The sequence below is a fragment of the Roseateles sp. FW301-B2 genome, from assembly GCF_058788955.1.
Map to the genome: position 1 here is coordinate 198,520 of NZ_JBYTBE010000002.1, position 13,474 is coordinate 211,993.

The window sequence follows — 13,474 nt, forward strand, 5'->3', positions numbered from 1 at the left end:
CCGCCCCATGAGCATCCTGCCCCGCCCCCTGATCCTGGCCTCCACCTCGCGCTACCGCCGCGAACTGTTGGAGCGCCTGCGCCTGCCCTTCGACGTCTGCTCGCCCGAGGTGGACGAAAGCCCGCTGCCCGGCGAAACGCCCGCCGCCCTGGCCAACAGACTGGCCCTGGCCAAGGCGCAGGCCGTGGCCGCACGCTTCCCCGACGCCGTGGTGATAGGGTCGGACCAGGTAGCCGATCTGGACGGCCAAAGCATAGGCAAGCCCGGCACGCATGCGCGCGCGCAGGCGCAGCTGCGCAGCATGAGCGGCCGCAGCGTGGTGTTCCAGACCGCCCTGGCCGTGGTCTGCCGGGCGAGCGACTTTGCAGCGCAAGACCTGGCCCCGGTACGGGTGCGCTTCCGCGAACTCAGCGATGCCGAGATCGACAACTACCTGCACGCCGAGCAGCCCTATGACTGCGCCGGCAGCGCCAAGTCCGAAGGCCTGGGCATCAGCCTGCTCGCCGCGATCGAATCCGACGACCCGACGGCCCTGATCGGCCTGCCGCTGATACGCACGGCGCAGTTGCTGCGCCGGGCCGGCCTCGACCCGCTGCTGCATGGAGCTGCACGATGAGCGGGCGGCTGGGGCGCCTTTTCCTGGTGCCAAACACACTCGACTTCGGTGTCGAAGGGGCTGCGGTGGACCTGCGCGAGGTGCTGCCCGAGCAGGTCATCAACACCGCTGCGCGCCTCACCCACTGGGCGGCCGAGAATGCCAAGACCACGCGCGCCTTCTTGAAGCGGGTCGATGCCATCTGCCCCTTGGCACAGCCGCTGCAGCAGCTGCAGATCAATGAGTTGCCGCGGCCGCCCAAAGGCCAGCACAAGCCGACGCCCGAGACCGACAAGGCCTGGCAGGCGCTGCTGGCCCCTGCCCTGGCGGGCCACGATCTGGGCCTGATCTCCGAGGCCGGCCTGCCGGCCGTGGCAGACCCGGGCGCGATCTTGGTGGCGGCAGCGCATGCCGCGGGCATCGAGGTGGTGCCCATGAGCGGGCCCAGCTCGCTGCTGCTGGCCCTGGCCGCCAGCGGCCTGAACGGCCAGAGCTTTGCCTTCGTGGGCTATCTGCCGGTGGACGCGGCACAGCGCGGCGCGCGCATCCGCGAGCTGGAGGCGCAATCGCTGCGCCAGCAGCAGACTCAGCTGATGATAGAGACGCCCTACCGCAACAGCGCCCTGCTGGAGGCCTTGCTGACGCAACTGAAGCCGGGCACGCGCCTGTCGATCAGCTGCGGCATCAGCCTGGCGCAGGGCTGGACGCGCAGCGCCAGCGTGGCCGAATGGCGCAAGCAGCAGCCGGGCAGCTTGCCGGACAAGGTGCCGGCGGTGTTTGCCCTCTTGGCCTGATCAGGACTCGGCGGTCTCGGTGGCTTCGGCCACCGGCGCACGCTTGGCACCGAACAGCGCCGCCACCTTCTTCTTGGGCTTGATGTAGCTCGACAGGCCCTTGCCCACCGATGCGGCATTGGCAGGAGTCTTTTCCCAGGCCGCCGCCTCACCGTTGTTGCGCGCCTCATAGGGCTGGTCGAACAGCGGGTCACGCGGCGCCGCGGGCGCGCGGTAGCTGGGGCGCGGGGCGGCCGGCGCGGCTGCCATCGGCTCGGCCGGACGGTCCTCGTATTCGCGACGCGGGCGGCGCGGCCGCTCCTCGTCGAGCTCGATCGCATCCAGGTCGATCTTCTTCTTGATCAGCTTCTCGATGTCGGCGATCAGACGCGCATCCGATTTGCCCACAAGGGTCACCGCAACACCCGATGCGCCGGCGCGGCCGGTACGGCCGATGCGGTGCACATAGTCTTCGGCATTGAAGGGCACGTCGAAGTTGAAGACGGCGGGCAGATCGGCGATGTCGAGGCCGCGTGCGGCCACATCGGTACACACCAGCACATCGACCTCGCCGCGCTTGAAGGCTTCCAGCGCCTTCAGGCGCTCGTCCTGCGACTTGTCGCCATGCAGGGCATTGGTGCGCAGACCGTCGCGCTCGAAGGAACGCGCCAGGCGTGCACAGCCCAGCTTGGAGTTCACGAACACGATGGCCTGCTTGATGCTGCGCTCGCGCAGCACCTTCAGCACCGCCGGGCGCTTCTCGTCATCGGTGACGCTGTAGAACAGCTGTTCCACATTGGTGGCGGTGGCGTTCGGGCGCGCCACTTCCACCAGCTGCGGGTTCTGCAGATAGCTTTCGGCCAGGCGCTTGATCTCGGGCGAGAAGGTGGCCGAGAACAGCAGGGTCTGGCGCGTCTTGGGCAAGTAGCTGAGGATGCGCTGCAGGTCGGGCAGGAAACCGATGTCCAGCATGCGGTCGGCCTCGTCCAGCACCACGTACTCGACCTGGTTCAGCACCGCATTCTTGGCCTCGATGTGGTCCAGCAGACGGCCCGGCGTGGCGATCAGCACCTCGACGCCAGCCTTCAGCTGCAGCGTCTGCGGCTTCATGTCGATGCCGCCGAACACGCAGGCCACGCGCAGATTGGTGTGCTTGGAATAGGCCTTGACGTTGTTGGCCACCTGATCGGCCAGCTCCCGCGTGGGCGCCAGCACCAGCGCGCGCACCGGGTGGCGGGCCGGCGAGGCACTGCTGTTCTCATGCTTGAGCATGCGCTGCAGCAGGGGGATGGAGAACGCTGCCGTCTTGCCGGTGCCGGTCTGGGCCGCGCCCATCACATCCTGGCCCGCCAGCACGATGGGGATGGCCTTGGCCTGGATGGGCGTCATGCTGGTGTAGCCGGAGTCATCCACGGCTCGCAAGAGCTTGGCGTCCAGGGGCAGCGTATCGAAGCGCGCAGGCGTCGGATCGGCAGCGACTTCGTTCTCTTTAATGTCGGTCATGACCTCGATTATCGCCTGAGAGCGCGATACCTCGGGTTTTCACCGAATTCAGCGCTTGAAGACGAGCCAGCGCGGCGTGCGGAAACGCACGATGCGCCAATAGGTGCTCACATAGGCCAGCGCGAACAGCAGCAGCGCAATCGCCAGCGCGCCGGTGTCATCCCACCAGATCACCGCCGGGATGGTGGAGAAGGAACACACCACCCATAGATAGGGCGCGGTGAGCGAGTTGCGACGCGTCAGCACCTTGGCGTCGCGGCTGCCGATGACCCAGCGCATCAGGCGGCGATAGATCAGGCTGTGCAGGTGCACGCCGTCGGGCATGCCCATCGGCCGGCCGCGCACGACCTTGCGCCGATACATCGAGAACACCGTCTCCACCACCGGATAGGCACACAGCAGCAAGGGGAAGAGTGGCGAGACATCCGGATTGCGCGCGATCAGCAGGATGCTCAACTCGGCCAATACAAAGCCCAGGAAATAGGCCCCGCCGTCGCCCAGGAACACCAGGCCCATCGGGTAGTTCCAGACGAAGAAGCCCAGCGTCGCGGCCACCGCCAGCAGGGCGCTGATGGCAATCCATGGGTCACCAACGGTGAAGGCCACAGCCGCCACGCCGGTCAGCATGATGACGCTGCACATCGAGGCCAGGCCATTGAAGCCGTCGATGATGTTGATCGAGTTGGCCACGCCCGAAACCACGAACACTGCCAGCACGACCGCGCCGATGGAGGTCGCGGCGATGGCATCCACGCCGGGGATGGAGGTGTAGCCGATGCGCGCATTCAGCAACCAGGCCCCCAGGAAGGCCGCCAACACCAGCGCCAGCATGCGCCAGGCGGGGCTGATCCGCTTGGTGAAGTCCTCCAGCAAGCCCGCGCAGAAAGCAGGCAAGGAGCAGACCAGCAGCGCCAGCGTGGGCTCGCGCACCTCGGCCGATTTGTAGGCCCAGAGCAGTGCGCCTGCCGTGAACCCGACAAAGATGCCGATACCGCCCACTCGCGGCACGGGCCGGGCATGGAACTTCTGCGGACCGGAAAAATCGTGGTCCGCCGAGAGCCGCGCATGCAGGCGCGAGGAGCGCACGATCAGCAGGGTCAGCACCACCGCGACCGCGAAGCTCAGGGCAAATGTGGAGAACATGGGGGCTTGGTTCGGCTCCGAAGGGGTTAGGCCCCCGCTTACGCACGCCCCCACAGAGCCGGCCAGATCTTGCCCAGCTTGGCGCGCTCTTCGGGCGTACTGTCGCCCATGCGCCAACGCGCACGCATCAACACGAACAAGGCCATCAGCACGCCGCTCACCAGCGTGGCCGAAAGCGCGATCACCGCGCGCTTGGGCTTGCTCTTCTTGTCCGGCACCTGGGCGGCATCCACCACCTGCACAAGACCACCCTCGCGGCTCTCGTCCACGCGCGCCAATTCGTACTGGCGCGAGAACAGCTCGAACAGGGTTTCCTGGTACTTGTACTCGCGGTACTTGCTGATGTAGCCGGCGCCATTGTCGGGCGCGGCGTTGCCGGCACTCTCCAGCTTGTCCAGTTGCGCCTTCAGCGCCGCCATGCCGGACTGCTGCTGCATCACCTCGGGCGCATTGGCCGTGAAGTTGCTGAGCATGGCCTGCAGGCGCACCTGCGCGGCGGTGTACTCGGCCTTCAGCTTGGCATAGCCCTCGGCGGCCGCCTTGGGCTCTGCCTTCAAGGCGCCGGTGGAGATGCCGCTGTCCGCCAGCCCCTGCTGGGCAGCGGCGAGGCGTTGCTTGGTTTCGCTCAGATGCTTCTCGAAGAAGACCTTGCGCTGCTGCGCTTCGGTGATCGCCAGCTCGGAGGTGATGCGCCGGAACTCGTCGACACTGGCATTGGCCAGCGCGGCGGCGCGCTGCGCGTCCTTGTCATCGAACTCGATCGTGATCAGGCCATCGCGCCGCCCGGCCGCCACCCGCAGATTGGCCCAGAAACGGCGCCGCACATCCGAGCGCAGTTCCTCGTCGTAGACCTCGGCCAGCTTGAAACGCTCGATCAGGCGGTCGGCCACGGTGGTGCTCTGCAGCAGGGCCACGTATTGATCCATCGGGCTCTTGATGCCAGCCGCGCCGCCGGCCAGGCCCGCCAAGGCGCCCAGCGACGATAGCGCCGAGGTCGCCAGCGACTGCTGCTGCTGCGGCGGCAAGAGCACCACCGCCGCGGTGAAGGTGGGCTTGACCAGATAGGTCGCACCCAGCGCCAGGCAGCCGATCAGGAAGGAGGCGCCGACGATCTTGCGCGTGTGACGCGCCAGTTCCAGCACCAGGTCCAGGCCGTCGGCACCCGCAGGCCCTGCCTGCGAACTCATGGGGTTAGTCGAATTCAAGGCTGCACTCGCGTGTTCGGGGCTCACTTCAGGTTCTTGAGTGCCAGCGCACCCAAGCCGAATTGATAAAGGATCTGCGACCAGTCCTTCAGATCCTGTCTGTCACCAACGCGGAACATGTCCTCGGGCACGAAGATGGTGTCGCCCGGCAAGGCCTGCAGGGCCTCGACCCGGCCGCCACCGAAGTTCCAGCCGGCGCGCGCCAGATTGCTCACCACGCTGCCGTTGGCGCGCACCACGAAGACGCTGCCCTTGTCGGCACTGCGCGTAGCACCACCGGCCATGCCCAGGTACTGCTCGAGCGAGCGGCCGGCGGTGAACAGATAGCTGCCGCTGTTGAACACGCTGCCGTAGACGTTGACCGCCGAGGGTTTGGCGGGCACGTAGAGGCGGTCGCCATCCTCGATCGAAAGTTCGGGCAACTGCGCGTCGGCGGGGCCGAACTGCAATACCACCCGGCCGGTCGGCTGCACCGAGCGCAGGCGATCCAGCAGGCGCGATTGCTCGGTGCCGCGGGCCACCGTGCTGTCGCTTGGCGGCACGACCTTTTCCTTCTGCGTCACGGAGGCGCGCGTCAGCTCCGCTTCCAGATCACGCAAGGCACGGTCGTAGTTTTCAATCTGCGAGACGCGCACCGTTTCGCGCGTGAACTCGGCGCCGTACAGGAAGGCCTCCGGGGTCAGGCCGCCCGCAGCGTTGAGCGCGTCGCGCAGCGAACTGCCAGCGGGCAGCAGGTAATCGCCGGGGCGCTGCACCTCGCCTTCCACGCGCACGCGCTTGCTCTGGCGCAGCGCCGGGCGCGCCATGTCGGCCACGCTCGCCACCCGCAGCACATCGCCATTGCCGATGGGCTGGCTCAGGTCCTTCTTCAGATCCACGTCGCGCAGGGCCTGGCCCACGCGCTCGTCAAGCCTGTGCACCACCGCCGTGTTGCGGTTCGCCACGGCCGACAGCCCGCCGGCCATCGCCAGCGCATCCGCAATCGTCTCGTTGCCCTTGAGCTCGAACACGGCCGGCTTGTTGACGCTGCCGATCACGCCGATCTGTGCGCCCACCGCGGCTACATGCACCACGTCGTCGTTGCGCAGCACGCGGTCACCGCTGCGGTCGCCGCGCAGCAGCAGGTCATAGAGGTCGAAATTGCTCACCAGCTGGCCGCCGCGGCGCAGCTGGATGCTGCGGTAGCTGCCCACGCCGGTGGGGCCGCCGGCGGCCATCAGGGCATGCAGCACGGTGGAAAGCCCGCTCACCGAGAGCGCGCCGGGCTTTTGCACGAAACCGGTCACATAGATGCGCACGGCGCGCACCTGGCCCAGGGCCACCGACAGGTCGAAATTGCGGAACTGGGCCGCCACGCGTTGCGAGATCACCTGGCGCAGGTCGGCGTAGCGCACGCCTGTGAGCGAGACCATGCCCACGCGCGGGATCGCGATGCGGCCGCTGCGATCGATTTCCAGGCGCAGATTGGCTTCCACCGAGCCCCAGAGATTGATCATCACCTCGTCGCCCGGGCCGAGCAGATAGTCGTCGGGCACCAGGCTGGCGCCTTCGGTGGCGGCCTCGGTGTCAAAGTTGCGGCCGGTCACCAGGTCGGCACCGAAACGACGCAAGGCATCGCGCCCTTCGTCGTCCAGACGCTCGCCCTGCACCTTGGTGATGCCAGCCAGCTGGCGCACAAAGAGCTCGAACTCGCTGGGCTTGTAGACGGGCTTGACCCAGTCCTGATCGGCATCACGGCGATCGCTGCGGCTGCCGTCCTTGCCACTGCGGTCCTTCTCGCCATTCTTCTTCTGCGAGAGCGGCTGGCTCAACCGCACCGGTCCGCCCGAGGTGGGCAGCTGGTCGTTGGAGATGCCCGGGATGGCCTGCGCCAGCGCGGGCTCCTGCAGCACGGCCGCCAGCAGGAGCATTGACAGCAAACCCGTCCAGCGACGGGCGGTGAAGGCAAAGGCACTGCGAAGTGGTGAGGTCATGGGCACAAAGCGTCGTAGGCCAGCCGCCGGTGCGGATAGGCAGGGCCGAGCCAGGCTCGGCGGAAAACTGGGCGCGATTCTAGCGGCCGGCAAGGTCGATAACCCTGAGCTCAGGCGCCGGGCTTGCGCCAGACCTTGCGGTTCACGAAACCGGTGTAGCTGACGATGATGCGCAGCACCTTGTCGGAGACATTGGCGGGCGCGTAGTCATTCACCAGGCGCAGCAGGCGTTCGTCGCCGCGCGGCTGGGTCGCCAGGATGGCCAGGCCATCGAGCACGCGCGCCACGTCCAGGCCCACCATCATCACCGCCGCCTCTTCAAAACCTTCGGGCCGCTCGTGCACCTCGCGCAGGTTCAGGGCCGGGAAGTTGAGGATGGACGATTCCTCGGTGATGGTGCCGCTGTCAGAGAGCACGGCGCGCGCGCCGCTCTGCAGCTTGATGTAGTCCAGGAAGCCGAAGGGCTTCATGAAGTTCACCAGCGCATGCATGGGCTGCTGGGCCAGCAGCGTCTCCAGGCGCTTGCGCGTGCGCGGGTGGGTGGAGACGATCACCGGCTCCTGGTAACGCTCGGCCAGGGTGTTCATGATCTGCAGCAGGCGCTGCAGGTTCTCGGGCGAGTCGACGTTTTCCTCGCGGTGCGAGCTGACGACGAAGTACTTGCCGGCCGTCAGGCCCTGGCGCGCCAGCACGTCCGAGGCCTCGATGCCGGGGCGGTAATGCTCGATCACCTCGCGCATCGGGCTGCCGGTGCAGATCACCTGGTCGGGCGGCAGGTTCTCGCGCAGCAGGTAGTCGCGCGCGATCTGGCTGTAGGTGAGGTTGATGTCCGAGGTGTGATCAACGATGCGGCGGTTGATCTCCTCGGGCACGCGGAAATCGAAGCAGCGGTTGCCCGCCTCCATATGGAAGATCGGCACCTTGCGGCGCTTGGCGGCAATCGCGGCCAGGCAGCTGTTGGTGTCGCCCAGGATCAGCAAGGCATCCGGCTGCGTCTGCTCCAGCACCTTGTCCACATTCATGATCACCTGGGCAATCGTCTCGGCGGCGGTGGCGCCGGCGGCCTCCAGGAAGTGATCGGGCTTGCGGATGCCCAGATCGCTGAAGAACACCTCGTTGAGCTCGTAGTCGTAGTTCTGGCCCGTATGCACCAGCACATGCTCGCAATGCCGGTCCAGCTGCGCCATCACGCGCGAGAGCCGGATGATCTCGGGCCGCGTGCCGACCACGGTCATGACCTTAAGCATGCAGGGCCTCCTTGATGAGGTCCAGCTGCAGCAGCACCTGCTTGACCTCGTCCACCGTCAGGCGCTTGGTGTTGTGCGAGGTGTAGTCGTCGATGCTGGAGATGGCCGTCTCGCCCTCCACAAAGTACTTGGCGTAGTTGAGGTCGCGCGAGTCGGCCGGGATGCGGTAATAGCCGCCCAGGTCCTCCGAGCGCGCCATCTCCTCGCGCGAGACCAGCGACTCGTACAGCTTCTCGCCATGCCGCGTGCCGATGATCTTGATCTCGTTCTCCAGCTTGAGCAGCTGGCGCATCGCCTCGGCCAGATCGCCCACCGTGGAGGCCGGCGCCTTCTGCACAAAGATGTCGCCCGGGCGCGCATGCTCGAAGGCGTACAGCACCAGGTCCACCGATTCTTCCAGCGACATCAGGAAGCGCGTCATCGCCGGGTCGGTGATGGTGAGCGCCTTGCCGTCCTGCAGCTGCTGCAGGAACAGCGGGATCACCGAGCCGCGCGAGGCCATCACATTGCCATAGCGCGTGGCCGAGAGCACGGTCTTGCTGGGGTCACAAAGGCGCGACTTGGCCACCATCACCTTTTCCATCATGGCCTTGGACATGCCCATGGCGTTGATGGGGTAGACCGCCTTGTCGGTGGACAGCACCACCACACGGCTGACGCCTTGCGCGATGGCCGCACGCATGACGTTCTCGGCGCCGATCACATTCGTCTTCACCGCTTCCATCGGGTAGAACTCGCAGGACGGCACCTGCTTGAGCGCGGCGGCATGGAACACATAGTCCACGCCATTGAGCGCGTCGTGCACGCTGTCGTAGTCGCGCACATCGCCGATGTAGAACTTCACCTTGTCGCTCTTCAGCGCAATGCGCATGTCCTCCTGCTTCTTCTCGTCGCGGCTGAAGATGCGGATCTCGGCGAAGTCGGACTTCAGGAAGCGCTGCAGCACCGCGTTGCCGAAACTGCCGGTGCCACCGGTGATGAGCAGGACTTTGTCTTTGAACATGGAATGGAACTCTCGAAATCTTAGAAAGGCTTAAGCGAAGTCGCGCATGCGCTGCACCAGCTCCGGCCAGCTCGGCGGCACGTAGCCGGTGACGGCGCGGAAGCGTTCGGAATTGAGCGAGCGGTCGATCACGAGCTTGTCGTCGGGTGCGATCTCATTGCTGCGGCCATAGGCGGCGGCCACCAGCTTGAGCAGCTCGTACTTGTTGATGGGCGCCACCGAGACGTGATAGGTACCGCGCAGCTCGGGGTGCGGGATCACATGCTGCTGGATCACGCGTGCCAGCTCCACCGTGGGCAGGCCGGAAAAGACCGCCTTGGTAAAGCCGCGCACCGGCCCCTGCTGCGCCAGGAACCAGCCCACCAGGCCATGGGCGCTGGCCAGCTCATGACCGATGATGGAGGTGCGCAGGGTGATGGCGTTCTCGTAGTCCACCTCGCCCATCAGCTTGCTGCGGCCATAGAGGTCGTAGGCATCCGAGGCGTCGCTCTCCACATAGCCGCCGCGCGCACCCGAGAACACGCAGTCGGTGCTCACATGGATGAGGCGTGCGCCGGCCACCTGGCACAAGCGCGCCAGCCGATGCGGCAGCAGCGCATTGATGGGAATGGCGGTGAGCGGGTCATCCGCCTCGGCCAGCTGCTTGACCACGCCGATGCAGTTCACCACCAGGTCCGGCCGCACCTGGGCGAACAGCCGCGTCAGGCTGTCCAGGCTCTCGACGTCCACGCCCGGCACAAACCGCGCGGCCGGCGCCTTGGCCTGCAGGCCCTTCACGCTGCCCAGGCTGCGCACCGAGCCGAACACCTCAAAGCTCTGGTCCTGCTCGAACCAGCGCAGCACCGCATTGCCCAGCATGCCGCTGGCGCCCAGCACCAGCAGGCGGCGTTTGCCCGAGGGCTTGTTCACATCATTGCTTGTCATTCACTGCTTCTTTCATGCCCGGCTCTTGCGCGCTCGAACTGTGCACGCAGGGCCCGCGCCAGCCTCGCCGGCTCAAAATATTCGTCAAAGTAGCGCTGGCCCGCCCGGCCCATGGCGGCGCGCTCGGCCGGGCTCATCGCCTGCAGGCGGCGCGCCGCCACGGCCAGTGCCGCTGCGTCCTGCGCCGGACTGCTGAGGCCCGCACCCGCCTCGTTCACGACCCGCGCGCCCTCCCCGTCCATTGAGGCCAACAGCGGCCGGCCGGCCGCCAAATAGGCCTGTATTTTGCTCGGAATGGTCTGGCTCATCGCTTCGCCCCCGATCAGGCTCACCAGCAAGGCATCGGCCTGGGCAAAGATGGCGGGCATCTGCGCCGGCTCGAAGCGACCCGGCAGCGTCACCTGGCCGAGGCCACGGGCCCGGACCTGCTCGGCCAGCCAGGCACCACGGGCACCGCTGCCGATGATGTGCCAGTGGATGCCGCTGTTCGGCCCCAGCAGCTCGGCCGCATCGAGCACCGTCTCCAGCGCCTGCACCGTGCCCAGATTGCCGGCGAACACGATGTGAAAAAGGCCCGGCTTGAAGCTCAGCGCGGCGCTGCCGCTGGCGCTGAGCGCGCGGTCGCCCGGGTTGTGGTGCACCGCCACCGGCGTGCCGCCGGCCATGCGCTGCACCGGGGCCACGAACGCCTCGGACTGCACCAGCAGCAGATCGTTGCGCCGGTAGATCCAGCGCACCACCACGGCCACCGCGGCCAGCAGGCGCGGGTTCTTCACAAAGCCGGTGATCTGCAGGCTGTCGGGCCACAGATCCTGCACCCAGGTCACCAGCGCGGCCCGCTTGATCCACTTCAGCACGATGGCCGCAATCGCCTGCAGAATCGGCGAGGTGCCGTAGACGAAGATCACATCGAAGCGCTGACCGCGCAGGGCCCAGGGCCCCAACACGCTGGCGCAGCAGAGAAAGGACAGGTAGTTGAGCACCAGCTTGCGCGCCCCACCCTGGCCGCGTGGCAGCAGGGGCACACGCACGATCTCGTAGCCCTCGTGGCGCTCACGCTGCACCCCGCCCACCCGGTAGCCGGAAAAGACCTGACCCTCGGGGTAATTGGGCTTGCCGGTCAGCACCGTCACCTCGCAACCCTGCTCCACCAGGGACTGGGCCACCTCGTTGATGCGGAAGGACTCGGGCCAGAAGTGCTGGCTCAGCAGCAGCACCTTCATGCGGCCCCGTCCATCAGCCGTGCAAGGAACTCGCTGGCCGTGGCCGGCGTTCGCGGCGCTTCGGCCTGCTGCAGGAAGCGTCGCAGCGCGCGCGCGATCGACACGGCCGAGTGCGGGTCGAAGGTCTGGGCGGGCTCACAGACATCGCGCACAAAATCAAGCTCGGCGGCCAGGATGGGCAGGCCCATGGCCTTGGCCTCGATCAACGGCAGGCCGAAGGACTCGCCCAGGGAGGGGAACACCAGCGCGCGTGCCTGGCCATAGAGCGCCAGCACGGCCTGGTGGTCCATCTGGCCCAGATTGCGGATGGCCAGGCCATGCGTGGCCACCTGCTGGTCCAGCCATGCATTCAGCGCGCCATCGCGCGCCGACAACGTCAACGCCAGGCTGGGCTTGAAGCCCTGCTGCGCCAGCAGCACCCAGGCCTCCACCAGGCGCCGGTGGTTCTTGTGCGCCTCGCCATCGGCGACATAGACGAAGTCCCAGGGCTGCAGCGCGCCCCGTGCTGGCTCAGGCAGTGCGGGTGCGAATGTCGGCACAAAGGGCAGCACGCGCACCGGTGCCGCCTGGCCCTCGCCCCACCAGTCCTGCAAAGCCCGCGCCATCGACTCGGTCTGCACCCAGTAGGCATCCACCAGGTGGCGGCGCCAGCGGCTCACTGCCTGTTCGAAGCGCAGGCGCTGGCGGGTGCGCCAGGCAAAGGCCGAAAGAGGCACCTGGCCGAGGTAATTGCGGTTCTGCTGGAACACCTGCACCGAGGCGCGGTTGCGCAACAGCGGCGGCAGGCCGTGGAAACACAGCACGCGATCGCCCGGCTGGCCCGCGCGCGCGAGCGCAAACTCGGCACCCAGGCGCGAGGCCGGCGCGGCCCGCACCCAGTGAACCTGCGCGCCCTCGGGCAGCGGCAGCTGCGCACGGGCACGTTCGTCCAGCCAGGCCACCAGGCGACGCTCGGCCGGCCAGGCCTGCAGCAGGCTCTTCAGAAGCACGAAACCGCCACCCGTATGCACATTCGGCGCATACAGCAGCAAGCGCCCGCGGGCGCTGTCGAAATTCACTGCTTGGGTCCTTCGTAGACGTCCTTCTTGCCCAGGCCCTGCGGTGCCAGCCAGCGCACCGCCTGGCGCAGGCCGTTGTCCAGGCGCGCCAGCGCGCGGCGCACCGGCTGGTTCGGCCAGGCGCTGAAGGAGGTGACGTTGAAATAGTCGCTGCCGGTGGGCGAACGCGGCGAGAAGTAGTAGTTGGACACGCAGCAGCGCGTGCGGTCCACCGCGACCTGGCTGACCGAATGCCAGGACGTCGGCGTGGTCTCCATCAACGCCAGGCGATTGAACTTGCTGACGATGGTGGCGCGCTGGCGCACCTGGCGGTCCCACAGTTCCAGATTGCCGCCGTTCTCCAGCGACCAGTCGGGCGACACGTAGTACAGCAGATTGAGCGTGCGGTAGTACTGGCGCGACGCTTCGTGCGAGTTGTCGATATGGGGCCCGAGGAAGTGACCCTGCGTCATCGCGCTCAAGCCGCCGGCGTAGAGGCTGGCATCGGGGATCTGCTGCTGGATGCCGGTGATGCGCTCCACCACCGCCAGCACGCGCGGATCCTGCACCGCAAAGGTGATGTCGGCCAGCAGCGGGTCGAACTTATCGAAGCTCTTGCTGGTGTATTTCTTCTCGCGGAAGCTGTCCATCAGGCGCATCGCCTCGGGCTTGGGAAAGCGCTCATGAATGCGGCGGGCCAGTTCCTCGGGCAACAGATCGTCGACGCAGCAGTAGCGCACGCCCACCTCGCTGCGCGACGCCTCGAAGGCCGCGGCCAGTGGTTCGGCATCGCGCGTCAGGCGCGCGACGATCAGTTGGACGATCTCTTCCTTCACTTGGCTTCCTGC

The 13,474-nt window shown here is 67.1% G+C and carries 12 protein-coding genes; 2 read left to right on the top strand and 10 right to left on the bottom strand.

Annotation, left to right across the window (positions count from 1 at the left end):
- The first annotated feature begins 7 nt into the window (after positions 1-7).
- Entirely contained in the window at positions 8-616 is a 609-nt protein-coding gene (locus AC3WQY_RS03010; protein WP_492705665.1) for a Maf family nucleotide pyrophosphatase, read from the top strand.
- On the top strand, positions 613-1,389 hold the full coding sequence (locus AC3WQY_RS03015; protein ID WP_492705667.1) for an SAM-dependent methyltransferase: 777 nt from the start codon (positions 613-615) through the stop codon (positions 1,387-1,389). The genes AC3WQY_RS03010 and AC3WQY_RS03015 overlap by 4 nt, the downstream gene beginning before the upstream one ends.
- On the opposite strand, the gene AC3WQY_RS03020 is transcribed toward AC3WQY_RS03015, so the two are convergent.
- From AC3WQY_RS03020 to AC3WQY_RS03065, 10 genes are all read right to left on the bottom strand, one after another.
- Complete coding sequence (locus AC3WQY_RS03020; protein ID WP_285231063.1) at positions 1,390-2,871, bottom strand: DEAD/DEAH box helicase; 1,482 nt, start codon at positions 2,869-2,871, stop codon at positions 1,390-1,392.
- Between the two features lie 48 nt (positions 2,872-2,919).
- Positions 2,920-4,014, bottom strand: coding sequence for an MraY family glycosyltransferase (locus AC3WQY_RS03025; protein WP_492705670.1), 1,095 nt, complete (start codon positions 4,012-4,014; stop codon positions 2,920-2,922).
- A 38-nt stretch (positions 4,015-4,052) separates the two neighbouring features.
- Complete coding sequence (locus AC3WQY_RS03030; protein WP_285231061.1) at positions 4,053-5,201, bottom strand: GNVR domain-containing protein; 1,149 nt, start codon at positions 5,199-5,201, stop codon at positions 4,053-4,055.
- Between the two features lie 41 nt (positions 5,202-5,242).
- The gene (locus AC3WQY_RS03035; protein WP_492705672.1) at positions 5,243-7,192 is read right to left on the bottom strand and encodes an SLBB domain-containing protein; all 1,950 of its coding nucleotides are present in this window, start codon (positions 7,190-7,192) and stop codon (positions 5,243-5,245) included.
- 110 nt (positions 7,193-7,302) lie between these two features.
- On the bottom strand, positions 7,303-8,439 hold the full coding sequence (gene wecB, locus AC3WQY_RS03040) for a non-hydrolyzing UDP-N-acetylglucosamine 2-epimerase (RefSeq protein WP_492705674.1): 1,137 nt from the start codon (positions 8,437-8,439) through the stop codon (positions 7,303-7,305).
- The gene (locus AC3WQY_RS03045) at positions 8,432-9,442 is read right to left on the bottom strand and encodes an SDR family NAD(P)-dependent oxidoreductase (RefSeq protein WP_285231058.1); all 1,011 of its coding nucleotides are present in this window, start codon (positions 9,440-9,442) and stop codon (positions 8,432-8,434) included. The genes wecB and AC3WQY_RS03045 overlap by 8 nt, the downstream gene beginning before the upstream one ends.
- A 30-nt stretch (positions 9,443-9,472) precedes the next feature.
- A complete protein-coding gene (locus tag AC3WQY_RS03050; RefSeq protein WP_492705677.1) occupies positions 9,473-10,366 on the bottom strand; it encodes a dTDP-4-dehydrorhamnose reductase family protein in 894 nt (297 codons plus the stop codon).
- The gene (locus tag AC3WQY_RS03055) at positions 10,363-11,589 is read right to left on the bottom strand and encodes a glycosyltransferase family 4 protein (RefSeq protein ID WP_492705679.1); all 1,227 of its coding nucleotides are present in this window, start codon (positions 11,587-11,589) and stop codon (positions 10,363-10,365) included. The genes AC3WQY_RS03050 and AC3WQY_RS03055 overlap by 4 nt, the downstream gene beginning before the upstream one ends.
- A complete protein-coding gene (locus AC3WQY_RS03060; protein ID WP_492705681.1) occupies positions 11,586-12,647 on the bottom strand; it encodes a glycosyltransferase in 1,062 nt (353 codons plus the stop codon). The genes AC3WQY_RS03055 and AC3WQY_RS03060 overlap by 4 nt, the downstream gene beginning before the upstream one ends.
- Positions 12,644-13,462 carry a 2OG-Fe(II) oxygenase gene (locus tag AC3WQY_RS03065; RefSeq protein WP_492705683.1) on the bottom strand — a complete coding sequence of 273 codons (819 nt, stop codon included), beginning with the start codon at positions 13,460-13,462 and terminating at the stop codon, positions 12,644-12,646. Before AC3WQY_RS03065 ends, AC3WQY_RS03060 begins: the two co-directional genes overlap by 4 nt.
- Positions 13,463-13,474 lie beyond the last annotated feature (12 nt).

Excerpts from the sequence above, each read along its gene's own strand:
- AC3WQY_RS03010 (WP_492705665.1), top strand. The coding sequence starts at position 8 with ATGAGCATCCTGCCCCGCCCCCTGATCCTGGCCTCCACCTCGCGCTAC.
- AC3WQY_RS03015 (WP_492705667.1), top strand. The coding sequence starts at position 613 with ATGAGCGGGCGGCTGGGGCGCCTTTTCCTGGTGCCAAACACACTCGAC.
- AC3WQY_RS03020 (WP_285231063.1), bottom strand. The coding sequence starts at position 2,871 with ATGACCGACATTAAAGAGAACGAAGTCGCTGCCGATCCGACGCCTGCG.
- AC3WQY_RS03025 (WP_492705670.1), bottom strand. The coding sequence starts at position 4,014 with ATGTTCTCCACATTTGCCCTGAGCTTCGCGGTCGCGGTGGTGCTGACC.
- AC3WQY_RS03030 (WP_285231061.1), bottom strand. The coding sequence starts at position 5,201 with ATGAGTTCGCAGGCAGGGCCTGCGGGTGCCGACGGCCTGGACCTGGTG.
- AC3WQY_RS03035 (WP_492705672.1), bottom strand. The coding sequence starts at position 7,192 with ATGACCTCACCACTTCGCAGTGCCTTTGCCTTCACCGCCCGTCGCTGG.
- wecB (WP_492705674.1), bottom strand. The coding sequence starts at position 8,439 with ATGCTTAAGGTCATGACCGTGGTCGGCACGCGGCCCGAGATCATCCGG.
- AC3WQY_RS03045 (WP_285231058.1), bottom strand. The coding sequence starts at position 9,442 with ATGTTCAAAGACAAAGTCCTGCTCATCACCGGTGGCACCGGCAGTTTC.
- AC3WQY_RS03050 (WP_492705677.1), bottom strand. The coding sequence starts at position 10,366 with ATGACAAGCAATGATGTGAACAAGCCCTCGGGCAAACGCCGCCTGCTG.
- AC3WQY_RS03055 (WP_492705679.1), bottom strand. The coding sequence starts at position 11,589 with ATGAAGGTGCTGCTGCTGAGCCAGCACTTCTGGCCCGAGTCCTTCCGC.